This is a genomic window from Methylobacterium sp. A52T, from assembly GCF_053346095.1.
The window spans coordinates 1-22,672 of record NZ_JBKFBI010000096.1 but is presented as its reverse complement, the minus strand read 5'-3'; the positions used below and the strand labels follow the sequence as shown (position 1 = coordinate 22,672).

Below are 22,672 nucleotides of genomic sequence, written 5' to 3'. Positions count from 1 at the left end.
GCGACTCTTCCGGACTGTTCTCATCCCTCACCCTGTCCCTCTCCCGCACGGGAGAGGGGACCCGCGCCTCGTTCGGCACGGGCTCGCCGATCGCCTGCGTCCCAACCCGATCGGGAACGGCTCTAGCGGCGAGGGCCGATCCGGCGCCGGCCGCGCCGGTGCCGGGGGGCGCGGCTCAGTGGCCGCTGTCGGTCGCGTTGCGGGTGGTCTCGTAGAGGAACCACGTCCGCTCCTCGGACTGGTCGATCCACTCCTCGAGCTGCGAGGTGGTCGCCACGTCGCCGGCCTCGTCGGTGACGCCGTGGAGCGTCCGCATGTTGGCGGTGAGGGCCTTGTTGTCGTCGCGCAGCTCCTTGAGCATGTCGAGGGGCGAGACGTACTCGGCATCGTTGTCGGCCACGCGGGTCAGGCTCTTGGCCTGGCCGAGCGAGCGCAGGACCGTGCCGCCGATCTTGCGGGCGCGCTCGTTCACCGCGTCGATGATCTCGAAGATCTGGGCCGACTGCTCGTCCAGCAGCAGGTGGTAGTCGCGGAAATGGGGTCCGCTCATGTGCCAGTGGAAGTTCTTGGTCTTGATGTAGAGCGCGAACAGGTCCGAACTCAGGACCGTCAGGCCCTCGGCGATCGTCCGGACGTCGCTCGGATCGAGGTCGGTCGGGGTGTTGAGGCGCGCGCTCTCGATGCGGCTGCTCGGCTTGGCCTTGGCCATGGTCGTCTCCAATGCGATTCGCTGGCTCGGCGCGCCGCTCCGTCACGCCGGGGAGGGGCGGACGCGCCTTCTGCAGGCCAATGGCCGGCCCGCCGGGATGTTCCGGCGTGCCGAGAATCGCATGGCTGGGTTGGCTTTAGCGGATAGGTTCGACGGATTCCAAACTGCGGTGCTCGGCGGCGGGCCGCTCCGGCGACGGCTTCGCCGGCGCGGGCCTGACCGGCGCGGGCTTGGCCGTCGCGGGCTTGACCGTCGCGGGCTTGGCCGCGGCAGCCCGCGCGGGAGCCGGCTTCGCGTCGTGGGCGACACCGGGCCGGGGCGGGACCGGCGCGGTGACGGGGGCCGGCTTCGCCGCGTCCGCGCCCGCCGCGGGCGGGATCGCCCCGGTGGCGGCGGGCTCGGGCGCCGGCGTGTCGAGGTTGTAGATGTCGTCGCGGAAATGCGCCTTCCCGTCCGGCGTGGCGAAGCCGGTGAGGTACACGAAGGTGACCGGGATCGGCTTGGTGAGCTTGATGTCGCGGCGCTCGCCGTCGGCGATGCCGGTCTCGATCTCGATCGGGCCCCAGCTCGTGCCCGGCCCGTTGGGGCCGTCCGTGCCCTGCAGCAGCCAGCCGACCAGCTCCTTCACCTGTCCGACCCGGACGCAGCCGTGGCTGTGGAAGCGCACGCTCGCGGCGAAGAGCGACTTCGCCGGCGTATCGTGCATGTAGACGGCAAAGCGGTTCGGCATGTCGATCCGCACCTGGCCCAGCGAATTGTCGAGGCCGGAATCCTGGCGCAGCGTGTAGTTGACGGCCTTCTGGCCCGCCCAGTCGATCCGGGTCGGGTCGACCTCGCCCGCCGGGCCCAGGATCCGGATGCGGTTCTTGGCGAGGTAGCCCGGGTTCTTGCGCATCGCCGGGATGATCTCGTTCTTCACCACCGAGGCCGGGACGGTCCAGGTCGGGTTGAAGTTGATGTCGGTGATCCGCGTCTCGACGGACGGTGTCGCCTTGTCGGGGGAGCCGACCACCGCGACGTAGCGGCGCGCGACGGCGCCGTTCTCCACCGCCTCCACGGCGGCGGACGGGATGTTGACCACCACGTAGCGCTCGCCGAACGGGAATTTCGAGCCCATCAGCCGGGCCGCCGAGGCGGCGAGCTGGCGCTGGCGCACCGCGGCCGGCACGTTGAGCGCGTTGATCGTGAGCCGGCCAAGGATACCGCTGTCGGGCAGGCCGTGGCGGCCCTGGAAGGCGGCGATCGCCGCCACCAGGGGCGGGTCGAGGCGGTCGTTCGGGGGGGCATCCGCCGGCAGGTCGCCGGTCAGCGTCAGGTGGTGGCGCAGGGCGGGGATCGCCGGGTGGCGCTCGCCGGGCTTGAGGCGCGCGAGATCGTCTGGCAGCCGCTCCCAGCCCCCGGCCTCCGCGAAGGCCGCGTAGCGCTCGGCCGCCCGGAGCGTGTCGAGGAACGTCCGCGGGGTCAGCGTCGGGTTCGGGTCGGCGGAGACCTTGGCGTAGACCAGCGGCGCCGGCTCGCGGGATCTCTTCGCCGCGTCCTGAGGCTTGGCCGGCTGGGACTTGGTCTCGGCCGATCGGGCGTCCGACGCCTTGCTGTCCTGGGCCTTGCTGTCCTGGGCCTTCGCGTCCTGGGTCTTGCCCTGAGCCGGGACGGGCTCCGGCGCGGCCTCGGTCGCCCGGGTCTCGGTCGCCCGGGTCTCGGTCGCCCGGGTCTCGGGCGGCCTGGTCTCGGCCGGCCTGGCGTCGACCCGCTTGGCCTCCGCCGGCTTGCTGGCCGCGCCCTTCGTCTCACCCTTCGCGTCCGGTGCGCGGGGCTCCTGGCCCTTCGCGGTCTCGCCCGCGGCGGGCGGCACAGCGACCGGCACGGCGAGCGGCGGCGCCGGCGCGGGTCCGCCCTGCGCCGCGCCGGTCCCCTGCGCCAGGGCGACGCCCGGCGCTCCGAGCAGGGCCAGCAGGGACAGGCCCGCACCCAGCGCGGCGTGCGGGCGGGCGTGACGGCGGGGCTGGACCGGGACCATACGCAACACTCCCGACGCGCTCAGGCGGCGCGACCGGGCCGGATGATGGGCCGGCGTGGTTACCAATCTCCTCCGACCCCGGGAGCGGGCAGGATCGGGATTCACGATCCCGCAATTGATTCAGCCGCGTGTGGCGTCGCGGATGTCGGTAGCCGTGAACGTCGCGCTCATACATTCGTGCGTTGCTGGCCCCGCCGCCCGCGATGACGGAGTAGGACACCTTCATCGAAGCGTTCCGTCGGACACCGCAGGGCCGGGCCGCCACGGCTGCCCAGGCCCGGACAGGAGATCGGTCCCCAGCATGCCGGATTCCGGTGATCCGATCCCGAAGACGATGCCCTACCTGCCGCAGCTCGACGGGGTGCGGGCGCTCGCCATCCTGATCGTGTTCGCGGCCCATTGCGGCTACAGCCACGTGGTGCCGGGCGGCTTCGGCGTGACCGTCTTCTTCTTCCTCAGCGGCTACCTGATCACCACGCTCCTGCGGATCGAGCGGGCGCGGACCGGAACGGTGTCGCTCCCCGCCTTCTACCTCCGCCGGAGCCTGCGCATCCTGCCGCCCATGTACCTGACCCTGCTCGCCTCCGGCGCGCTGTACGCGGCCGGGTGGCTCGACTGGATGCAGGTCGCGCCGGCGGCGATCCTCGGGCAGGCGACCTTCCTGACGAACTATCCCGGCCTGTTCGGCACCGAGGCGGTGCTGCCGGTGCCGCTGTGGAGCCTCGCCATCGAGGAGCACTTCTACCTCGTCTTCCCGCTGGTCTTCCTGCTCTGGCTCGGGCGCCTGCGGCCGCGCCGCGCGGCCCTGGCCTGCCTGGGGCTCTGCGCGGCCGTCCTGGCGATCCGGTGCGTCAACGTCTGGCGGCTGCCGGATTACAGCCTGAACTACAGCTGGACCCACACCCGGATCGACGCGATCCTGTTCGGGTGCTGCCTCGGGCTGTGGAACAACCCGGTGGTCCCGGCCGACCGCGCGTGGCGCCCCGCGCCCTGGCACGTCGCGGCGAGCCTCGCGGTGATCCTCGGCACCCTGGCGGTCCGCGATCCCGCCTTCCGGGAGAGCCTGCGCTACACGCTCCAGAGCGCCGCCCTGTTCGTGCCCTTCGCGTACCTGCTGCACGGCGAGGGACCTCTGGTGCGACTGCTGGCCTGCCGGCCGATGCGCCGGCTCGGGCTCTGGTCCTACAGCTTCTACCTCGCGCACATGACCGTGGTGGCCCTGGTGCTGCACCTGCGGCCCGGGCTGCACGGCGTCGGCCTGATGCTGGCGGCCTTCCCGGTGACGCTGCTGTGGTGCTGGGGCATGTACGGGCTCGTCGAGCGCCCCTGTGCGCGCCTCCGCCGCCGGCTCCTGGCGGACCGGCCGCCGGAGCCGAGCCTGGCCGAGGACGGCCGCCGGGCCGGGGTCACGCCCGCCTGAGCTTCTCGCGGGCGGCGCTGTGATCGGGCGCGGCCGCGAAGGCCGCCTTGACGGCGTGCCACAGGGGCTTGCGCCGGAACTGCGCGTCGAGCGGCAGCGCCCGCTGCGGCAGGCCGTCGGGCCGCTTGCGGTAGGGGTGGTCGTTCAGCCACGTGTCCGGGTCGTAAATGTCCCAGGTCAGGACGTCGAGGCAGGCGGGCTCGTCCAGCACCACGTCGAGGTAGCGCCGGGCGTAGTCGGCCACCATCCGGTCGCGGGTCGCCACGTCGGACGGGAAGGCGCGGTCGTCGATGTCGAGCTCGGTGATCTCGATGCCGAGCCCCATCTGGCCGATCTCCCGCAGGAAGCGCCGCAGCTGGCCCTGGTCGATCGGGATCGTGCTGGTGAGGTGCGACTGGAGTCCGAAGCGCCGGATCGGCACGCCGCGGGACCGCATCGCCTCCAGGCGGCGCAGGACCTTGGTGCGCTTGGCCTCCATCCAGGGCACGCCCTGCTCCACCGCGTCCTCGTTCCACGTGCCGGCGGCGGCCGGATCGGTCTCGTGCAGGATGCGGAAGGCGAGGTCGACGTAGCCGGGGCCGATGGAGGCGAGCCAGGGCGAGTCGCGCAGTCCGCCGCCGCGGTCCGGGTCGGCCTCGTTGCCGAGGATCTCGTTGACCACGTCCCAGGCGACGATCTGGCCGCGGTAATGGCCCGCCACCGTCTCGATCCAGCGCCGCATGAAGTCCTCGGCCTGGACGGCGCTCGCCCGGCCGAGCAGCGGCCCGACCCAGGCCGGCAGCGCCGCGTGCCAGACGAGCGTGTGGCCGCGCATGCGCTGGCCGTTCCCTCTCGCGAAGCGCAGGATCGCGTCGCCGCGGGCGAAGTCGGTCTTGCCCGGCGCCGGCAGGACCTCCTCCATCTTCATCTCGGTGCCGCAGACGAGGATGCCGCATTCCCGCGCCACCGCCTGCCGGTAGGCGGGCGTCGCGTCGAAGCGGTGGAACGGCACCTCGCAGCCGTATGTCAGGCCCTTGGCGGCCGCGGCGGCCTGGAGGCTGTCGGCCGACCAGGACGGCCGGCCGAGGGGACCGAACCCGCCCGGGCCGGCCGCGCGCGCCGTGCCGGCGAGGCCGAGGGCGGCCGCGCCGGCGAGGATCGACCGGCGGTGCGGGAGAGGGGGCATCGGGTGCTTCGTTCCGTGACGTGCCCGCCACCCTAGCAGAAGCCGCCGCGGCGGCGATCCGCTGGTTCTGCCGGGGCCGCGCGGGGGCCGCGCGGGGATGCGGCGCGAACTCGCCTTCCGCCCGGGGCGCCCCATCTGATGGTCGCCCGTCAGCCGAGGATCCGTCATGAGCCAGCACCCCGCGATAAGCCCGGGCCGCAGCGCGGTCGTCACCGGGGCTGCCAGCGGCATCGGGCTCGCCGCCGCGCAGGCCTTCGCCCGGGCCGGCATGAACGTCTGGCTCGCCGACCTGCCGGGCCCGGCCCTGGACGCGGCCCGGGCCGCCGTCGCCGAACTCGCCGCCGTCGAGGTGCGCGCCGTGCCCACCGACGTGTCGGACCGGGGCGCCGTCGAGGCCCTGGCGGCCGCCGTCGCCAAGGGCGGGCCGCCCGCCCTGGTGATGCTGAATGCCGGGATCGAGGCCGGCGGAACGCTGTTCTCCGACGCCGACACCTGGGCGCGGATCCTGGGCACGAATCTCGGCGGCGTGGTCAACGGCATCCACGCCTTCGCGCCCGGCATGATCGCGGGCGGCAGGCCCGGCGCGATCGTCGTCACCGGCTCGAAGCAGGGCATCACCACCCCGCCGGGCAACGCGCCCTACAACGTCTCGAAGGCGGGCGTGAAGGCGGTCACCGAGGCGCTCGCCCACGAGCTGCGCAACCGGGAGGGCTGCCACACCACGGCCCACCTGCTGATCCCGGGCTTCGTCTACACGGGCCTCACGAAAGCCCGCGGCGTCGCCGAGAAGCCCGCCGGCGCCTGGACGCCCGACGAGACCGTGACCTTCCTGCTGGAGCGGCTCGCCGCCGGCGATTTCTACATCCTCTGCCCGGACAACGAGACCACCCGCGCCCAGGACGCGAAGCGGATCGCCTGGGCGTCCGGCGACATCGTCGAGAACCGGCCCGCCCTGTCGCGCTGGCACCCGGACTACGCCGAGGCGTTCAAGCGGTACATGGCGGGGTGACCCACGCGGCCTCGCGCTGCCCTGGGTCACTTCGCTCCGCTCGTGATGACGGAGTGTGTGAAGGCGGCCTAGGGGGCCGCGATGAGCCAGACAACGCCGTCTTTGCGAGCGCAGCGAAGCAATCCAGGAATCCGCGACGCCGGACCCGTTCACGCGAGATCGGGATACAGGTCGTTCCAGTCCGGATTCATCGCCTCGATCAGGGCGAGCTTCTTCTTCCGTGAGCCCGCCTTGATCTGCTTCTCGCGGGTGATGGCCTCGTTCATCGTCGGATAGCGCTCGTACCAGACCAAGCGCTTGCAAGCGTAGCGGCTCGTGAAACCGGGAAGCAGCGCCTCCCGGTGCTCGTAGACCCGCCTGGCGAGATTCGCGGTCACGCCCGTGTAGAGCGTGCCGTTGCGGCGGCTCGCCATGATGTAGACGGCCGGCTCGCGCACAGAGGCTTCCTTCATGGCCGGTGCGCAGGACGACTCGCCCCGCGCCGCTCTGGATTGCTTCGCTGCGCTCGCAAAGACGTGGCGCCCTGTCGATGAGCGTGGCGCCTGTAGATTGCCCCGGCCTTGGCGCTCCTCGTCTGGCGAAGCCCTTGCACACGGGCTAGGTCAGTGCGACGCAGCCGCCGCACGAGACCAGCGCACGACAACCGGGAGCCGCACTTGGCCACGATCATCCCCGTCGCTTCCTTCGACTGCGTCGTGTTCGGCGCCACCGGCGATCTGACCGCGCGCAAGCTCCTGCCGGCCCTGTTCTACCGATTCCGCGACGGCCAGATCCCCGAGACCAGCCGGATCATCGGCGCCTCGCGCTCGGAGCTGTCCCTCCACGCCTTCCGCGAGCACGCCCGCGACGCGCTCAAGCGCTTCGTGCCGGCGGCCGACCTGACCGACGACATGCTCCACCGCTTCCTCGACCACGTCGACTACGTCGCGGTGGACGGGGCCGGCGACAGCGGCTGGACCGACCTCGTCGCCAAGCTCGACGAGCGGCCCGATCAGGTCCGGCCCTACTACCTCGCCACCTCGCCCGACCTCTACGGCTCGATCTGCCGCAACCTCGCCGCCCACGGGCTCGTCGGCGAGAAGTCCCGCGTCGTGCTGGAGAAGCCGATCGGCAAGGACCTGAAATCGGCCCGGGCGATCAACGACGCGGTCGGCGAGGTCTTCCCCGAATCGCAGATCTTCCGGATCGACCACTATCTCGGCAAGGAGACGGTCCAGAACCTGCTCTCGCTCCGCTTCGCCAACACGATCTTCGAGCGGCTCTGGACCTCCGACGTGATCGACCACGTCCAGATCACGGTCGCCGAGACGGTGGGGGTCGAGGGCCGGGCCGGCTACTACGACACGTCGGGCGCGATGCGCGACATGCTGCAGAACCACATCCTGCAGCTCCTCTGCCTCACCGCCATGGAGAGCCCGCTCAATCTCGAGGCGAACTCCGTCCGCGACGAGAAGCTCAAGGTGCTGCGCGCCCTGAAGCCGATCACCAGCCAGGACATCCCGCTGGTGACGGTGCGCGGCCAGTACGTGGCGGGCGCCGTCGACGGCAAGCCGGTCGAGGGCTACCTCGCCGAGCTCGGCCACGAGAGCCGGACCGAGACCTTCGTGGCCATGAAGGTCGAGATCCAGTCCGGGCGCTGGGCCGGGGTGCCGTTCTACCTGCGCACCGGCAAGCGCCTGCCCCAGAAGCTCTCCGAGATCGTGGTGCAGTTCCGCGCTTCGCCGTTCTCGATCTTCCCCGAGGAGGCCTTCGGCCGCGAGCCCAACCGCCTCGTGATCCGCCTGCAGCCGCAGGAGGGCATGAAGCTCGAGGTGATGACCAAGGATCCGGGGCCCGGCGGCCTGCGGCTGCGTCCGACCGACCTCGACATCTCCTTCGAGGAGACCTTCAAGCAGCGTTACCCCGACGCCTACGAGCGCCTGCTGATGGACGTGGTCCGCGGCAACGCGACGCTGTTCATGCGCCGCGACGAGGTCGAGGCCGCCTGGGCCTGGGCGGACGGCGTGCTCAAGGCCTGGGCCGACCGGCCCGAGGCGCCGCGGCCCTACCCGGCCGGGAGCTGGGGCCCGACCGCCGCCATCGCGCTGATCGAGCGCGACGGCCGGACCTGGCACGAGGAGCTGCGGTAAGGACGTTCGGCGACCCACGGCCAAGCTGCCTTGATACCGTCAAGGCGGATGTGAAATCTGTCGGCGCTGCCGGCGACCGCCCCGCCAGAGGGTGGAGACGGCGCAGCACGAGGGATCATCACATGCTGGACCATCATCGGGACGCGGCCGTCCAGGCCGAGCGTCGCCTGGAGCGTTCGGTCGCCGCCGCCCTGCGCGTCATCGCGGCCGCCCACGACGAGCGGCAGGCCCCGCCGGTCAGCGCGGCCCGCCGCCGCCTGAGCGAGGTCTACGGCGCCACCCGCCTGGCCCGGCGCCTGGAGCAGGAGCGCCGGACCGCCTGAGACGCCGTCTCCGCGAGCGCGGCGAAGCAATCCAGCGGCGCCACGTTCATCCGGGTCTCGCTGCCCCGGGTCGCTTCGCCACGCTCGCGATGACGGAGCCTACACGGCGGCGTCCCAGGTCTCGCTGAGGGGCGTCGTCCCGCGGACCAGCCGGGCGCGCAGCACGACGTCGCCCGGCGGCACCGGCTCCGGCGGGCGCCACTCGACGTAGATCCGCCAGCCGCCGGTCTGCGGCACGAAGTTGGCCACCGGCTCGTGCAGCGTGCCGGCGCTGGCCGAGACCTCCGCGGCGACCGCCTCGTCGGGACCCTTCGGCAGGCCCGGGCCCTCGAAGTCGATGACGCAGAGGCGCCGCCGCGGGTCGGGCGGGTTCGACGGGCGCAGGCGCTCCGCCGAGCCGAGCCGCGTCGACGTCACCTGGGCGAGGGCGGCCTCCGGGATCGCCGGCACCGGCTCGGCGCCCACCGTGGTCAGCCCATAGCTGACGTGCAGCGGCGCGCCGGGCTGCGCCGGGGCCGCCGGCACGAAGGCCGCCACGATGTTGTCCATGTACTCCTCGCCCGACGGGATCTCGAAGAGCTGCACGGCGCCGTCCGCGAAGGCGCCGCCGGCGGAATCCGGCGCCACCCACAGGCCCGGCCGCGCCTCGTGGCGCGCCTCCACGTCGAGGTAGGCCGCGAAGCTGCGCTCCCGCTGCAGCAGCCCGAAGCCGGCGAGCGGACGGGCCGCGAAGGCGGAGATCTGCGGCTGCGCCCGCCCGTTGACCAGGGGCCGCCAGATCCGGTCGATCCGCGCCGGGTCGGACCCGGCCGCGACGCAGAGCCCGTCGGAATCGTGCACCTGCGGCCGGAAATCGTCGAACGGCTTGGCGCCCCGCGCCCCGGGCCCGTTCTGGCCGTACAGGAACATGCTGGTGAGGGGCGCCAGCCCGAGCTTCGGGAGCGCCCGGCGCGGGTGGAGCGCCGCGGTCACGGCGATCCGGGCCGGGTCGCCGGGCGCGATCTCGAACCGGTAGGCGCCGGCGACGCTCGGGCTGTCGAGGAGGGAGAGCACCGTGAGGGTGCGCGCCTCCGGCTCCGGCTCGCAGATCCAGTGGGCGACGAAGTCGGGAAATTCCTCGCCCTCCGGCGCGCCGGTGCCGATGGCGAGGCCTCGGGCCGAGAGCCCGTATTCCTGGTTGGCCGCGCGCAGGCGGAAGTAGGAGGCGCCTAGGAAGACGAGGAACTCCTCCTGGAAACCCTTCGGCCGCCAGGCCGGCGTGTCCGGGAAAGCGTAGTGCAGGCGGAAGCCCGCGAAGCCGAGATCCGCCGGGAAGCCCTGGCCGGCGAGCCGCGCGCCCAGGTCGAATAGCCCCGTCTCGTAGGGGATCGGCCGCGCGGGCCCCCGGACCGGCTGGAGGTGGAGCGCCACGCGCCGGCGCTGCAGGAAGCCGCGGTGGAACAGCTGCGCGCTGAAATGCGCGCCGAGCCGCAGGCTCGCGTCCGGCCGGAAGGTGATCGCGCGGTAGCCGTCGTAGTCGAGGGCGGCGAGCGCCGGCGGCAGGTCCTCGGGCGGTGCGGCGTAGGGCGCTGCGGCGCGCTGCGCCGCCTGCGCCGACAGGCTCTCGAAGGTCATCGCGTCGCCCTGCGGCGGAAGCGCCGGCCCGGCCCACGTTCTGGACCCATTCAGATCCGTCGCGCTAGGTAGAACCGTGCCGGCAGCCGCGGCCAGGACTGTTCGAAGAACGCGGCGCCGGGAGGGGGGATTGATCCGTTCGGCTTCCGGCGGCCTGGGCTGCCGGCTCGGCTCCGTATCCTCACCCCGCACATCGGTATCCACGGTCATCGGTTCCCGGCCCCGCACGGCCGGGCGGCCGGCAGCCTTCCACGGTCGAGTTCCTCGCGCCATGTCGTCACGCGTCACCTCCTCCGCCGAGCGGTCGCACCGGAACGCGGCTCCCGCCATACCCGATCCGTCGGAGACCGCATCCTGCCGCGAGGTCTGGACCGACGCGCCGCGCGGCGCCCTGCGCGCCCGCCGCCTCGCCCTGGCCGTCCCGAGCCTCGCCACCGCCGGCGGCCTCGTCTGGCTCGCCGCGCTCGCCTACCCGGCGGGCGTCAGCCCGCTGGCCTGGGCGGTCCTCGTGCTGTTCGGCCTCGTGATGGGCTGGCAGGCCTTCGTCGCCTGCCAGTACGTCTACGGGTTCGTCGCCGCCCTCCTGGGCGACCGGGCGAAGTCCGCGCTGGAGCGCCGCTCCGAGCAGGCGGGCACGGGCCCGGCCGGGGCCGGACGCACCGCCGCCGTGGTGGCAATCCACGCCGAGGACGCGGTCGCGGTCTTCGCCCGCCTGCGGGTGATGGCCCGGTCGCTCGCCCGAGCCGAGGCGCGGGGCATCGACATCTTCGTCCTCTCCGACACACGGGACGGCGCGATCGCCGCCGTGGAGGAGCACGAATACGCCCGCATCCAGGCCTGGGCGGCCTCCGACCCGGCGCTGCCGCGGATCCGCTACCGGCGCCGGACGGAGAATGTCGGTCGCAAGGCCGGCAATATCGGCGAGTTCTGCCGCACCTACGGCGGCGAGTACGCCTTCATGATCGTGCTGGACGCCGACAGCCTGATGACCGGCGCGGCCATGGGCCGCCTCGTCGGGCTGATGCAGGCGAGCCCGCGCACCGGCCTGATCCAGACCGTCTCGTACGCGGCCGGCCGGGACACGCTCTTCGCCCGCATCCAGCAATTCGCCGTCCGCCTCTACGCGCCGCTGGCCCTGCGCTGCCTGGAGACCTGGCAGGGCCCGGAGGGCAGCTACTGGGGCCACAACGCCATCCTGCGGGTCGAGGCCTTCGCGGAGAACGCGCAGCTCCCGAAGCTCCCGGGCCGGGAGCCGCTCGGCGGCGAGATCCTCTGCCACGACATCGTCGAGGGCGCGCTGATGGTGCGCGCCGGCTGGGAGGTGCGGCTGCTGCCCGAGATGGGCGGCACCTGGGAGGAGATGCCCACCAACCTCGTCGACCTGCTCGGCCGCGAGCGCCGCTGGTGCCAGGGCAACCTCCAGCACCTGCGGGTGCTGCCCTGGGCGGGCCTTCACGGCGCGAGCCGCTGGCACCTCCTCGTCGGCATCCTCTCCTACGGGGTGCTGCCGCTCTGGATCGCCTTCCTGGGCCTCGCCGCGTGGCAGGCCGCCCGGACCGGCGATCTCGGCCTCCTGGCCTACGGGCTGACCGGGCAGGGCGCCGCCGCCCACGCCCTCGCCGCCCTCAGCGTCGCCGTGCTGGCCCTGCCGAAGCTCCTGAGCCTCGGCCACGTCCTCGCCTCCGCGGAGCGCCGGGCGGCCTTCGGCGGCGCGCGGGCGCTGCTCGCGAGCGCCGCCCTGGAGCAGGCGGTGTGGGTGATCCTGTGGCCGGTCCTGACCCTGTTCACCGCCGGCGCCGTGGTCTCGACCTTCTTCGGCCGGGTGGTCCGCTGGGAGACGCAGGACCGGGACGACCGGCAAGTCTCCTGGGCGGAGGCGTTCCGGCTCCAGGCCGACGCCGTGGTGGTCGGCGCGCTGATGGTGCTCGCCCTGGTCCTCGTCGGGAACCCGTGGCTCGCCCTCTGGCTGGCGCCGATCGCCCTGGCGCTGCTCACGAGCCCGGCCCAGAGCGTCTGGACCAGCCGCGCCGATCTCGGCCGCGCCGCCCGGGCGCGGGGCCTGTTCCTGAACGCCGACGACACCGCGCAGGCGCCGGAACTCGCCGAGCTCGCCCAGCTGCGCGGCCTGCCCACCGCGCCGGCCCCGCTCCGCCCGGCCGCGCGCGAGCCGGCGATCTGGCTCGCCGCCGACGAGGCCTGACGGGCCTCGGCCGGGCGCGCGAACGCCGGGGCCCGCGGCCTTCATCCCGGCCCGTAACGGCCAAGCTGCCACAGTGTTGCCATCGAGTCACGGGCGGGCGGAACCGCCCCGGCGGGGCGGTTTCAGGCTTGGATTTGAGGCGCGAGCGTTTACCCCTTGGCGAGGATCGGCACGGCATCGTGCCGCGGTCTTCGCCGCGTTCCCGCCATAGTCCGCGCCTGCCCCGAGAGGCTTTGATGCGTCGTTTTCTCCCCGCCCTGATCGGGCTTCTCGGCGCGGCCGCCTGCGCCGCGCCGGCCCTGGCCTACGAGATCGACCCGCTGACCCGCCAGCCGCTGAACGACGCGCTCACCGTGCGCGTCCGCCCGCAGGCCGTCGAGACCGTCGCGGTGCCGGTGGCCAACGCCTCCCTGAACCCCGCCGACCCGCTGAACGCCGACGCGGCGGTCCCGCAGATGTCGGCGATCCCGCGCGAGACGGTCGCCTATAACGGTCCCTACGGCGCCGGCACGATCGTCGTCTCCACCGCCGAGCGGCGGCTCTACTACGTGCTGGGCGGCGGCCAGGCCCTGCGCTACGGCGTCGGCGTCGGCCGGCCGGGCTTCACCTGGGGCGGCGTGCAGACCATCACGATGAAGCGCGAGTGGCCGGATTGGCGCCCGCCGGCGACCATGCTGAAGCGCCGGCCCGACCTGCCGCGCTACATGAAGGGCGGCCTCGAGAACCCGCTCGGTGCCCGCGCCATGTATCTCGGCGGCTCGATCTACCGCATCCACGGCTCCAACGAGCCGGAGACGATCGGCACGGCCGTCTCGTCGGGCTGCATCCGCATGACCAACGACGACGTGACGGACCTCTACACCCGCGCCAAGGTCGGCACGAAGGTCATCGTCCAGCGCTGATTCCTTTCGGAGCTTCGACGAGGGGGCCGGCCGCGAGGCCGGCCCTTTGTGCGTCTCGTAGGGTTTCCGGTCGATGGCTTCGGCACGGCCGTCATTGCGAGCGGAGCGAAGCGATCCAGCGGCGCCACGCCTGCAGAGGTCGCGCTGCCCTGGGTCACTTCGCTTCGCTCGTGATGACGGGAGAGGCACATCAACCGAAGCGTTCAGACGGAAACCGGATCAGGGCAGGGTGACCAGCGCCTCCGGACGCTTCACCTCGATCTCGACGAACGCGATCGGGTGGTCGGACCCGTTCATCACGTCGTGCCGGATGCCCGCGGGACGCATGTAGGATTGCCCGGCCGCGAGGGCCGTCTCGCTCACCGCCGCGCCGTCGTGGACGCGCAGGATCCCGTCCACCAGCATCACCACGAAGTAGGGCCAGCCGTGCTCGTGCCAGCCGGTCACGCCGCCGGGCGGGAAATCCCAGCGCGTGATGCGCACGGCGGCGTCGTCCTGCTGGATCGTGGGCGTCGCGGGGATGGTACAGGCGAAGGCCATGGCGGCTCCGAAGGTGCGGGCTGACGGGTGCGCGGCTCGACTCCGCCGTCATCGCGAGCGCAGCGAAGCGACCCAGGGATGCGCGACGCCGAAAATCGTGGCGCCACTCTGGATCGCTTCGCTCCGCTCGCAAAGACGAGGCTCGGGGCCGGAGTGAGGGGGAGCGGCTGCCCTCAGTGGCAGCCGCACGAGCCCGACCCGCAGCCCCCGCCCTGCTTCACCGGGGCGGTGCGCGCGGTCTCGCGGTCCAGGCCGCGCTCGGCGAGCTCGCCGAGATAGGTGTTCCAGCGCGTCTCGTACTCGCGGCCCAGGGTGTGGAGGTAGCCCCAGCCGTAGATGCCGGTGTCGTGCATGTCGTCGAAGCCGAGCTTCACCGCGTAGTTGCCGACAGGCTCCACCGCCAGGATCGCCACGGCGCGCTTGCCGCCGATCACCTTCCGCTCCAGCGGCGAGTGGCCCTGCACCTCGGCCGAGGGGCTCGACACCCGCAGGTACTCGGCCGGCAGGGCGTAGCGCGCCCCGTCCTCGAAGGCGACGTTGAGCACCCGCCGGTCGGCCGACAGGCGGATCTCGGTCGGCCACAGATCCTCGCTCACGGGTCACACTCCTCACGCAATCTGGGACTGCGGCGCGGGATCGGCTTGCCCGCGACCGCCGGTGGCATCATATGCCGGACGATGCTCGATGACAGCTCCCTGACGCCGCAGACGTCCGCGGTCGGCGCGCCCGCCGGGCCCGCGCCGCTGATCGACCCGTTCCAGCGGGCGATCTCGTACCTGCGCATCTCGGTGACGGATCGCTGCGACCTGCGCTGCGCCTACTGCATGTCCGAGCACATGGAGTTCCTGCCCAAGCGCGACCTGCTGACCCTGGAGGAGCTGGACCGGCTCTGCGGCGTGTTCATCGCCCGGGGTGTGCGCAAGCTCCGGATCACCGGCGGCGAGCCGCTCGTGCGCCGCGACATCATGCACCTGTTCCGCCGGCTCTCGCGCCACCTCGATTTGGGGGCGCTGGAGGAGCTGACGCTCACCACCAACGGCACGCAGCTCACGCGCTACGCCGACGAGCTGGCGAGCCTGGGCGTGCGCCGGATCAACGTCTCGCTCGACACCCTCGACCCGGACAAGTTCCGGGAGATCACCCGGCGCGGCGACCTGAAAGTGGTGCTCGACGGCATCGCGGCGGCGCGGGCCGCCGGGATGAAGGTGAAGATCAACGCGGTGGCGCTGCGCGACGTCAACGCCGACGAGATCCCCGACATGATCGCCTGGGCGCACGGCCTCGGCATGGACATGACGCTGATCGAGGTGATGCCGCTCGGCGAGATCGAGGCGGACCGGACCGACCAGTTCCTGCCCCTGTCGGTCGCCCGGCAGCGCCTGGAGACCCGCTACACCCTCACGCCGCTGCCCGACCGCACCGGCGGCCCGGCGCGCTACGTGCGGGTCGAGGAGACCGGCGGCAAGCTCGGCTTCATCACGCCGCTGACCCATAATTTCTGCGAGAGCTGCAACCGGGTCCGCCTGACCTGCACGGGTCAGCTCTACATGTGCCTGGGCCAGGAGGACTCGGCCGACCTGCGGGCGGTCCTGCGCGCCTCCCAGGACGACGCGGTGCTGGCCCAGGCGGTGGTCGAGGCGATCACCCGCAAGCCCAAGGGCCACGACTTCGTCATCGAGCGCCAGCGCCCGGCCGCCGTGCCGCGGCACATGAGCGTGACGGGCGGGTAGCCCCGCCGTCTTTGCGAGCGGACGCGAAGCAACCCAGGGTGGCGGGCCCTTCCCGGACGTATCGCATCCCTGGATTGCTTCGCTGCGCTCGCAAGGACGGGAGCGCTCACATCTCCTCGTCGGCGTAGCGGGCCGGCTGCCGCCCGCGCTGGCCGGATCCCCGCCGCGGCGCGCCCGCGCTGATCCCCGCCACCAGGTCGGCGATGTGGCGCAGCGTCTCCACGGAGAGCGCCTTCTCGCCCTCGCCGCGGCCCTGCGGGATCAGCGCCTTGGCGAAGCCGAGCTTCTGCGCCTCCTTCAGCCGCGACCCGGCCTGCGCCACGGGCCGGATCGCCCCCGACAGGCCGATCTCGCCGAAATAGACCGTCTCGGGCGGCAGCACGGCCCCAGACAGCGACGAGACCAGGGCTGCCGCCACCGCCAGATCCGCTGCCGGCTCGGTGATGCGCAAGCCTCCGGCAACATTCAAATAGACGTCGTGGCTGCCGAGCCGGATGCCGCCGTGGGCCTCCAGCACGGCGAGCACCATCGACAGCCGGTTCGGGTCCCAGCCGACCACGGCGCGCCGCGGCATACCGAGCGACGAGGGCGCCACCAGCGCCTGGATCTCCACCAGCAGCGGCCGCGTGCCCTCCATGCCGGCGAAGACCGCGGTGCCCGCCGCCTGATGGTCGCGGCCGGCCAGGAACAGCGCCGACGGGTTCGGCACCTCGCTGAGGCCCGCGTCGGTCATCTCGAACACGCCGATCTCGTCGGTGGGCCCGAACCGGTTCTTCACGGCGCGCAGGATGCGGAAATGGTGGCCCTGGTCGCCCTCGAAGGAAGCGACCGCGTCGACCATGTGCTCCACCACGCGGGGACCGGCGATCTGCCCGTCCTTGGTGACGTGGCCGACCAGGATCACCGCCGTGCCGGTGGTCTTGGCGAAGCGGATCAGCGCCTGCGCGGAGGAGCGCACCTGCGTGACCGTGCCGGGGGCCGATTCCACCGTCTCGGTCCACATGGTCTGGATCGAGTCGATGATGGCGAGCGCGGGCGGGCGCCCCTGGCTCAGGGTCTCGACGATGTCCTCGACGTTGGTCTCGGCGGCGAGCTGGACCGGGCGCGAACTCAGGCCCAGCCGCTCGGCCCGCAGGCGCACCTGCCCGACCGCCTCCTCGCCCGAGATGTAGGCGACCCGCTCGCCCGTGCCCGCCATGGCGGCGGAGGCCTGCATCAGCAGGGTCGACTTGCCGATGCCGGGATCGCCGCCGAGCAGGATCACCGAGCCGCGCACGAAGCCGCCGCCGGTCACCCGGTCGAGCTCGCCGATCCCCGAGGGGATGCGCGGCGCCTCCTTGGCCTCGCCGGTCAGGCCCTCGAGGGGGAAGACCCGGCCGCGGTTGCGCGACGGCCGGGTCGCGGCCGGGCCGGACTGGCCGGGGGCCGAGGGGGCCTCCTCGACGATCGTGTTCCAGCCGTTGCAGGCCTCGCAGCGCCCGCGCCAGCGGTTGTAGACCGCCCCGCAGGACTGGCAGACGAAGGTCTGGTGGATCTTGGCCATACGGGTCCGGGCGCCGGCGGTCCGGCGTGTCAGGGTGGAGTCGCGTCAGCCTACATAAGTTCGAACATAACGAGAACCCAGCCCGGTCAGGATCTCGTACCCGATCGTGCCGGCGGCGCGGCCGACCGCGTCGATGTCGAGGCTGTCGCCGATCAGCACCGCCTCCGCACCGCGTCGGGCCGCGGGCGCCGCCGTGACGTCGAGGATGATCAGGTCCATGGAGACGAGGCCCAGGATCGGGCACGGGACGCCGCCGACCAGCGCCTGGCCGCGCCCGCTGATCGCCCGGGGGAAGCCGTCGGCGTAGCCGAGCGAGAGCGTCGCCAGCCGGCTCGGCGCGGCGGCGGTCCAGCGGCCGTTATAGCCCGCGGTGGCGCCGGCCGCGACGCCGCGCACCTGCGCGATCGCCGCCTCCAGCCGCACCACCGGGCGCATCGGGTTCGCGGCGCCCGGCGTCGGGTTGCCGCCGAACAGGGCGTAGCCCGGCCGCAGCAGGTCGTGCCGGGCCCCGTCGAGGAAAATTCCCGATGAGTTCGCGAGCGAGGCCCGGAGCCCGGGATAGGCCGCCCGGACCCGGGCGAAATCGGCGATCTGCCGGGCGTTGACCGGGTCCTCCGGCTTCTCGGCGCTGACGAAGTGGCTGAGGAGCAGGTCGATCCCGGCGGCCGCGATCCTTGCGTCCCCGGCGAGGTCCAGCGCCTCGGGCACCGACAGGCCGAGCCGGTTCATGCCGGTATCGACGTGGAGCGCCGCGGGCGGCCGGTTCCCCGGGAACGCCGCCCAGTCCGACAGCTCCTCGACGCTGCCGAGCACCGGGCGCAGCCCGTGGGCCGCGAAGGCCGCCGCGGCGCCCGGGGGCAGGCCGTTCAGGACGTAGATCGCGGCGCCCGGCAGGGCGGCCCGGGCGGCGACGCCCTCGGACAGGTGCGCGACGAAGAAGGTCCGGCATCCGGCGGCCCACAGGGCCGGCCCGACGCGGCCGACGCCGCAGCCGTAGGCGTCGGCCTTCACCACGGCGGCGCAGTCGGCGCCCGCGCCGCGGGCCGCCAGGATCCGCCAGTTGGCCGCGATCGCCCCGAGGTCGATCGTCAGCCGGGCGCCGTGGGCGCCGATCTCCGTCACAGGTCCGGCCTCGGACACGCGGAACGCCTCCATCCATTCGCCACCGGGAGTCCGGACGCGCGGACCGGACCCCGGGCGCGACCCATAGCACCGGGACGGTGCCCGGGTGGAGCCGGGCATTCCGCGCGGCGGCTCGCGCCACGGTGATCGGCGCGTCTGATGCACGGACGGCACAGGCGCGCGATCAGGCGGGCGCGCCAGGGTGACGGCCGAGGTCGGGCTTGGTATAAATCCGCCGCGGTCCGGGGGAGCCGCACGGCCGACGCGCTATCCCCGCGGGTACCAAAAAGCTCAACGATGCCGTTTACCGTCCTGGATCTCGCCGTGCTCGGCATCGTCGCGGTCTCCGCGCTGCTCGCGGCCGTGCGTGGTGTGACCCGCGAGGTCCTGGCGATCGTCGCCTGGGTGGCGGCCGCCGCGGTCGCGTGGACGCTCCACCCCATGCTGCTGCCCACCGTGAAGCAGCACGTGAACAGCGACACCGTGGCGCTCGTCGCCTCGATCGCGGCGATCTTCCTCGGCACCCTGATCGTCGTGTCGATCATCACGGTGAAGATCTCCGACGTCGTGCTCGACTCGCGGATCGGCGCGGTCGACCGCTCCCTCGGCTTCCTGTTCGGCGCGGCCCGCGGCTTCCTGATCTGCGTGATCGGCTGGGTGTTCCTGTCGTGGCTGGTGCAGGGCAAGGTGCCGGACTGGGCCGCCCAGGCCCGCACGCGCCCGATGCTGGAGAAGTCCGGCGACGCCCTGGTGGCGCAGCTGCCGGAGAATCCGGAAGGCTTCCTCAAGCAGTTCAAGAAGCCGAAGACCGGCGCGCCGCCGAGCGATTCCGCCGACGCCCCGGCCGAGACCGACGCGGCGCCGCAGCGCCGGACCGAGACCGCGCCGACCCCGACGCGACGCTGATCTGCGGTATTCGCCGTAGGTCTCGTCGCGCGGAACGCCTAGATAGCGTTTCCGGTGGTGTACGGATTGCTTCCGCGACGACCGGCGCGCCGGCCCGTCGCCGCCGGGATCTGTGAGTGATCGACAGCCCCATGTCACACGCCGCCGCCACCACCGACACCTTCGATCTCGATCTCGACGGCGACACGCTCCGCGAGGAGTGCGGCGTCTTCGGCATCTTCGGCCATCCGGACGCCTCGGCGATCGTCGCGCTGGGCCTCCACGCCCTGCAGCACCGGGGCCAGGAGGCGGCCGGCATCGTCTCCTTCGACGGCTCGGTGTTCCACTCCGAGCGCCGCCCCGGCCTCGTCGGCGATTCCTTCTCGGACGGCGACACGATCGCCCGCCTCAAGGGCCGCGCCGCCATCGGGCACGTGCGCTACTCGACCACCGGCGGCACGATCCTGCGCAACGTCCAGCCGCTCTTCGCGGAGCTCGCCAGCGGCGGCCTCGCGGTCGCCCACAACGGCAACCTCACCAACGCCCTGTCGATCCGCCGCGACCTCGTGCGCGACGGCGCGATCACGCAGTCGACCTCCGACACCGAGGTGATCCTGCACCTCGCGGCCCGCTCGCGGAAGCCGCGGATCATCGAGCGCTTCATCGACGCCCTGCAGGCGATCCAGGGCGCCTACGCGATCGTGGCGCTCACCAACAAGAAGCTGATCGGCGCCCGCGACCCGCTGGGCATCCGCCCGCTGGTGCTGGGCGAGCTCGACGGCCGCTACATGCTGGCCTCCGAGACCTGCGCGCTCGACATCATCGGCGCCCGCTTCGTGCGCGACATCGAGAACGGCGAGATCGTGGTGATCTCCGAGGAGGGGATCGAGTCGATCCGCTTCGCCGACGCCGTGCCGATGCGGCCCTGCATCTTCGAGTACATCTACTTCGCCCGGCCGGACTCGGTGGTGAACGGCAAGAGCGTCTACGCGGTCCGCAAGGCGATCGGCCGGGAGCTGGCCCGCGAGGCCGCGGCGCCCGCCGACATCGTCGTGCCGGTGCCGGATTCCGGCGTGCCGGCGGCGCTCGGCTTCTCGCAGGAGACCGGGATCCCGTTCGAGATGGGGATCATCCGCAACCACTACGTCGGCCGGACCTTCATCCAGCCGACCCAGTCGGTGCGCGAGCTCGGCGTGCGGATGAAGCACTCGGCCAACCGCGCGGCGATCGAGGGCAAGAGCATCGTCCTCGTGGACGACAGCCTCGTGCGCGGCACGACCTCGGTGAAGATCGTCCGGATGATGCGCGAGGCCGGCGCCGCGGAGGTGCATTTCCGGATCGCCTCGCCGCCGATCACCTACCCGGACTTCTACGGGATCGACACGCCCGAGCGGGAGAAGCTGCTCGCCGCGACCCACGATCTCGAGGCAATGCGCAAGTATATCGGCGCCGATTCGCTGGCCTTCCTGTCGATCCCCGGCCTCTACCGGGCGATGGGCGAGGAGGCGCGCAACGCGGCCTGCCCGCAATACACCGACCACTGCTTCACGGGCGATTACCCGACCGGCCTGACCGACCTGTCCATCGCCGGCCCGAAGCGCTTCGCCATGCTGGCCGAGGCCGACTGACAGGATCCGGCCGTTGCGCGCGAACAGGCATCCCCTGTGCGCGGAAATGCGCTAGGTCCTCGCCATGGCTGAGTCTCAGAGAATCCTGGAAGGCCGCGTCGCGGTCGTCACCGGCGCGTCCCGCGGCATCGGGCGGGCCGCCGCCCTGGCGCTGGCCGGAGCGGGCGCGCACGTCATCGCGGTGGCCCGCACCGTGGGCGCCCTGGAGGAGCTCGACGACGCGATCCGCGCCGCCGGCTCCAGCGCCACCCTGGTGCCGTTCGACCTCGCCGACTACGACGCGATCGACCGCCTCGGCGCGGCGATCAACGAGCGCTGGAAGCGCCTCGACATCCTGGTCGCCAATGCCGGCATCCTCGGCGCGCTCATGCCGATCGGCCACATCACCCCGAAGATCTGGGGGCAGGTGATGGACGTGAACGTCACCGCCAACTGGCGCCTGATCCGCTCCCTCGACCCGCTGCTGCGCATGTCGGACGCCGGCCGGGCGATCTTCGTCTCGTCGGGGGCCGCCTCGAAGTGCCGGCCCTACTGGGGGCCCTACTCGGTCTCGAAGGCGGCGCTGGAAGCCCTGGTCCGGACCTACGCGGCCGAGAACGAGAGCGCGGCGATCCGGGCCATGCTGCTCAATCCCGGCCCCCTGCGGACCGGCATGCGCCGCTCGGCCATGCCCGGCGAGGACCCCGAGACCCTCCGGACGCCCGAGGAGCTCGCGCCCCATTTCGTGCGGCTCGCGTCCCCGGACTGGACCGAGACCGGCAAGCTCTACGACTTCCCCACCGACCGGGTGCTGAGTTTCCGCGCACCCGAGTGAGCCCCTGCGCTGTTATTCGAACACACATCCCACCTCCTGCCTCATCCTGAGGTGCCGGAGCGATGCGGAGGCCTCGAGAGAACGGTCCGGAGGTCGCGCGATCCCTGGAGCCCTCCTTCGAGGCCGGCTCGCGCGGGCACCTCGGGATGAGGGGTTGTGTGGGACGGGCCTGATCTTCCTCTCTGAGTTCATCACGATGATCGACGTCCGCTGCATCTGCGCGATCGGCCTGCGGGGCCAGCTCGGCCTCAACGGCCACCTGCCCTGGGAGGGCAACACCGACCCGCTCTTCGTGGAGGACGTCACGCGCTTCTTCGCCCTCACCATGGGCCACGTGCTGATCGCCGGGCCGAAGACCGTGGCCTCGGTGCCCGAATTCGCCTTCAAGGACCGCACCATCGACGTGATCCGCAGCCACGAGGATCCGGAGGCGGTGCTCAAGCGCTATCCCGGGCGGCGGATCTTCGTCGGCGGCGGGATCGCGGTGTGGAACGTCTACGCGCGGTACATCCAGAACTGGGACATCACGCGCCTGCCCTACGACGGCGAGGCCGACCGCTGGTTCGACCCCGCCTGGCTGGTCGGCGGGCCGCTGCGGACGCCCTGAGCGGCACCTTCGTCCCCGCCGGCGCGTTGGCGCGCACGCGTCGCGTTTCCCGGAGACCACGATGAGCGCCCCGAGCTACCGCTTCGGCATCGAGGAGGAGTATTTCCTGGCCGATGCCGAGACCCGCGGGACGCCGCGGGGCGACCTCGCCGCCTTCCACGCGCGGGTGAAGGCGGAGCTCCCCGAGACGGGCCGCGAGCTGGTCGCCGCGCAGGTCGAGGTCTGCACGCCGCCGCTCACCGACGCGGCGGGCGCCCCCGCCCACCCCCGCGGGCCGGCCGGGCCGGGCGCCCGGGGTCGGGGCCGGAAAGGGCC

At 72.6% G+C, this 22,672-nt stretch carries 20 protein-coding genes and 1 pseudogene; 12 read left to right on the top strand and 9 right to left on the bottom strand.

The features are described 5' to 3' along the window. Window positions 1–175: 175 nt before the first annotated feature. Window positions 176–709: a Dps family protein gene (locus tag ACLBYE_RS20795; RefSeq protein WP_020093819.1), complete on the bottom strand. Its 534-nt coding sequence runs from the start codon at window positions 707–709 to the stop codon at window positions 176–178. A gap of 136 nt (window positions 710–845) precedes the next feature. Further along, window positions 846–2,726: a L,D-transpeptidase family protein gene (locus tag ACLBYE_RS20790; RefSeq protein WP_447695611.1), complete on the bottom strand. Its 1,881-nt coding sequence runs from the start codon at window positions 2,724–2,726 to the stop codon at window positions 846–848. 301 nt (window positions 2,727–3,027) lie between these two features. On the opposite strand from ACLBYE_RS20790, the gene ACLBYE_RS20785 reads away from it, so the two are divergent. Then, on the top strand, window positions 3,028–4,146 hold the full coding sequence (locus ACLBYE_RS20785) for an acyltransferase family protein (protein WP_447695610.1): 1,119 nt from the start codon (window positions 3,028–3,030) through the stop codon (window positions 4,144–4,146). Here the strand turns inward: ACLBYE_RS20785 and ACLBYE_RS20780 are convergent. Further along, window positions 4,133–5,311, bottom strand: coding sequence for an endo-1,4-beta-xylanase (locus tag ACLBYE_RS20780; RefSeq protein ID WP_447695609.1), 1,179 nt, complete (start codon window positions 5,309–5,311; stop codon window positions 4,133–4,135). The genes ACLBYE_RS20785 and ACLBYE_RS20780 overlap by 14 nt on opposite strands. A gap of 166 nt (window positions 5,312–5,477) precedes the next feature. On the opposite strand from ACLBYE_RS20780, the gene ACLBYE_RS20775 reads away from it, so the two are divergent. Next, a complete protein-coding gene (locus tag ACLBYE_RS20775; protein ID WP_447695608.1) occupies window positions 5,478–6,320 on the top strand; it encodes an SDR family NAD(P)-dependent oxidoreductase in 843 nt (280 codons plus the stop codon). Window positions 6,321–6,469: 149 nt separating this feature from the next. Here the strand turns inward: ACLBYE_RS20775 and ACLBYE_RS20770 are convergent, their stop codons facing one another. Next, on the bottom strand, window positions 6,470–6,757 hold the full coding sequence (locus ACLBYE_RS20770; protein WP_447695607.1) for a GIY-YIG nuclease family protein: 288 nt from the start codon (window positions 6,755–6,757) through the stop codon (window positions 6,470–6,472). A gap of 219 nt (window positions 6,758–6,976) precedes the next feature. Between ACLBYE_RS20770 and zwf the strand changes: the two genes are divergently transcribed. Together zwf and ACLBYE_RS20760 are read left to right on the top strand one after the other, a co-directional pair. Beyond that, complete coding sequence (gene zwf, locus ACLBYE_RS20765) at window positions 6,977–8,449, top strand: glucose-6-phosphate dehydrogenase (RefSeq protein WP_447695606.1); 1,473 nt, start codon at window positions 6,977–6,979, stop codon at window positions 8,447–8,449. Window positions 8,450–8,571: 122 nt separating this feature from the next. Beyond that, window positions 8,572–8,772: a hypothetical protein gene (locus ACLBYE_RS20760; RefSeq protein WP_020093812.1), complete on the top strand. Its 201-nt coding sequence runs from the start codon at window positions 8,572–8,574 to the stop codon at window positions 8,770–8,772. Between the two features lie 99 nt (window positions 8,773–8,871). Here ACLBYE_RS20760 and ACLBYE_RS20755 read toward each other — a convergent pair whose 3' ends face one another. Continuing rightward, window positions 8,872–10,386, bottom strand: coding sequence for a glucan biosynthesis protein (locus tag ACLBYE_RS20755; RefSeq protein WP_447695605.1), 1,515 nt, complete (start codon window positions 10,384–10,386; stop codon window positions 8,872–8,874). Window positions 10,387–10,657: 271 nt separating this feature from the next. Between ACLBYE_RS20755 and mdoH the strand changes: the two genes are divergently transcribed. Together mdoH and ACLBYE_RS20745 are read left to right on the top strand one after the other, a co-directional pair. Further along, window positions 10,658–12,586, top strand: a complete 1,929-nt coding sequence (gene mdoH, locus ACLBYE_RS20750) for a glucans biosynthesis glucosyltransferase MdoH (protein ID WP_447695604.1) — start codon at window positions 10,658–10,660, stop codon at window positions 12,584–12,586. Window positions 12,587–12,822: 236 nt separating this feature from the next. Further along, on the top strand, window positions 12,823–13,488 hold the full coding sequence (locus ACLBYE_RS20745) for a L,D-transpeptidase (protein ID WP_056523719.1): 666 nt from the start codon (window positions 12,823–12,825) through the stop codon (window positions 13,486–13,488). Window positions 13,489–13,707: 219 nt separating this feature from the next. Here the strand turns inward: ACLBYE_RS20745 and ACLBYE_RS20740 are convergent, their stop codons facing one another. Together ACLBYE_RS20740 and ACLBYE_RS20735 are read right to left on the bottom strand one after the other, a co-directional pair. Then, entirely contained in the window at window positions 13,708–14,028 is a 321-nt protein-coding gene (locus tag ACLBYE_RS20740; protein ID WP_447695603.1) for a cupin domain-containing protein, read from the bottom strand. A gap of 173 nt (window positions 14,029–14,201) precedes the next feature. Beyond that, on the bottom strand, window positions 14,202–14,624 hold the full coding sequence (locus ACLBYE_RS20735; RefSeq protein ID WP_056523722.1) for a gamma-butyrobetaine hydroxylase-like domain-containing protein: 423 nt from the start codon (window positions 14,622–14,624) through the stop codon (window positions 14,202–14,204). Window positions 14,625–14,705: 81 nt separating this feature from the next. Here ACLBYE_RS20735 and moaA point away from each other — a divergent pair, with 81 nt between their 5' ends. Beyond that, on the top strand, window positions 14,706–15,758 hold the full coding sequence (moaA, locus tag ACLBYE_RS20730) for a GTP 3',8-cyclase MoaA (protein WP_447695602.1): 1,053 nt from the start codon (window positions 14,706–14,708) through the stop codon (window positions 15,756–15,758). A gap of 106 nt (window positions 15,759–15,864) precedes the next feature. Here moaA and radA read toward each other — a convergent pair whose 3' ends face one another. Together radA and alr are read right to left on the bottom strand one after the other, a co-directional pair. Beyond that, window positions 15,865–17,301, bottom strand: a complete 1,437-nt coding sequence (radA, locus tag ACLBYE_RS20725) for a DNA repair protein RadA (RefSeq protein ID WP_447695601.1) — start codon at window positions 17,299–17,301, stop codon at window positions 15,865–15,867. Window positions 17,302–17,346: 45 nt separating this feature from the next. Continuing rightward, window positions 17,347–18,456: an alanine racemase gene (alr, locus tag ACLBYE_RS20720; RefSeq protein ID WP_447695600.1), complete on the bottom strand. Its 1,110-nt coding sequence runs from the start codon at window positions 18,454–18,456 to the stop codon at window positions 17,347–17,349. A gap of 264 nt (window positions 18,457–18,720) precedes the next feature. On the opposite strand from alr, the gene ACLBYE_RS20715 reads away from it, so the two are divergent. From ACLBYE_RS20715 to ACLBYE_RS20695, 5 genes and pseudogenes are all read left to right on the top strand, one after another. Beyond that, on the top strand, window positions 18,721–19,329 hold the full coding sequence (locus tag ACLBYE_RS20715) for a CvpA family protein (RefSeq protein WP_056523728.1): 609 nt from the start codon (window positions 18,721–18,723) through the stop codon (window positions 19,327–19,329). Window positions 19,330–19,460: 131 nt separating this feature from the next. Then, complete coding sequence (gene purF, locus ACLBYE_RS20710) at window positions 19,461–20,936, top strand: amidophosphoribosyltransferase (protein WP_026605025.1); 1,476 nt, start codon at window positions 19,461–19,463, stop codon at window positions 20,934–20,936. Between the two features lie 64 nt (window positions 20,937–21,000). After that, a complete protein-coding gene (locus ACLBYE_RS20705; RefSeq protein WP_447695599.1) occupies window positions 21,001–21,750 on the top strand; it encodes an SDR family NAD(P)-dependent oxidoreductase in 750 nt (249 codons plus the stop codon). Window positions 21,751–21,946: 196 nt separating this feature from the next. Further along, window positions 21,947–22,357: a dihydrofolate reductase gene (locus ACLBYE_RS20700; protein ID WP_012320823.1), complete on the top strand. Its 411-nt coding sequence runs from the start codon at window positions 21,947–21,949 to the stop codon at window positions 22,355–22,357. 61 nt (window positions 22,358–22,418) lie between these two features. Further along, window positions 22,419–22,672: pseudogene (locus ACLBYE_RS20695) on the top strand (hypothetical protein); the annotation flags it as partial.

What these genes read in the sequence shown, in the direction of transcription:
- radA (WP_447695601.1), bottom strand. Translation starts at nt 17,301, where the DNA reads ATGGCCAAGATCCACCAGACCTTCGTCTGCCAGTCCTGCGGGGCGGTC.
- ACLBYE_RS20775 (WP_447695608.1), top strand. Translation starts at nt 5,478, where the DNA reads ATGAGCCAGCACCCCGCGATAAGCCCGGGCCGCAGCGCGGTCGTCACC.
- ACLBYE_RS20780 (WP_447695609.1), bottom strand. Translation starts at nt 5,311, where the DNA reads ATGCCCCCTCTCCCGCACCGCCGGTCGATCCTCGCCGGCGCGGCCGCC.
- ACLBYE_RS20760 (WP_020093812.1), top strand. Translation starts at nt 8,572, where the DNA reads ATGCTGGACCATCATCGGGACGCGGCCGTCCAGGCCGAGCGTCGCCTG.
- ACLBYE_RS20715 (WP_056523728.1), top strand. Translation starts at nt 18,721, where the DNA reads ATGCCGTTTACCGTCCTGGATCTCGCCGTGCTCGGCATCGTCGCGGTC.
- ACLBYE_RS20740 (WP_447695603.1), bottom strand. Translation starts at nt 14,028, where the DNA reads ATGGCCTTCGCCTGTACCATCCCCGCGACGCCCACGATCCAGCAGGAC.
- ACLBYE_RS20755 (WP_447695605.1), bottom strand. Translation starts at nt 10,386, where the DNA reads ATGACCTTCGAGAGCCTGTCGGCGCAGGCGGCGCAGCGCGCCGCAGCG.
- ACLBYE_RS20795 (WP_020093819.1), bottom strand. Translation starts at nt 709, where the DNA reads ATGGCCAAGGCCAAGCCGAGCAGCCGCATCGAGAGCGCGCGCCTCAAC.
- ACLBYE_RS20700 (WP_012320823.1), top strand. Translation starts at nt 21,947, where the DNA reads ATGATCGACGTCCGCTGCATCTGCGCGATCGGCCTGCGGGGCCAGCTC.
- ACLBYE_RS20785 (WP_447695610.1), top strand. Translation starts at nt 3,028, where the DNA reads ATGCCGGATTCCGGTGATCCGATCCCGAAGACGATGCCCTACCTGCCG.
- mdoH (WP_447695604.1), top strand. Translation starts at nt 10,658, where the DNA reads ATGTCGTCACGCGTCACCTCCTCCGCCGAGCGGTCGCACCGGAACGCG.
- ACLBYE_RS20790 (WP_447695611.1), bottom strand. Translation starts at nt 2,726, where the DNA reads ATGGTCCCGGTCCAGCCCCGCCGTCACGCCCGCCCGCACGCCGCGCTG.
- alr (WP_447695600.1), bottom strand. Translation starts at nt 18,456, where the DNA reads ATGGAGGCGTTCCGCGTGTCCGAGGCCGGACCTGTGACGGAGATCGGC.
- ACLBYE_RS20705 (WP_447695599.1), top strand. Translation starts at nt 21,001, where the DNA reads ATGGCTGAGTCTCAGAGAATCCTGGAAGGCCGCGTCGCGGTCGTCACC.
- purF (WP_026605025.1), top strand. Translation starts at nt 19,461, where the DNA reads ATGTCACACGCCGCCGCCACCACCGACACCTTCGATCTCGATCTCGAC.
- moaA (WP_447695602.1), top strand. Translation starts at nt 14,706, where the DNA reads ATGCTCGATGACAGCTCCCTGACGCCGCAGACGTCCGCGGTCGGCGCG.
- ACLBYE_RS20745 (WP_056523719.1), top strand. Translation starts at nt 12,823, where the DNA reads ATGCGTCGTTTTCTCCCCGCCCTGATCGGGCTTCTCGGCGCGGCCGCC.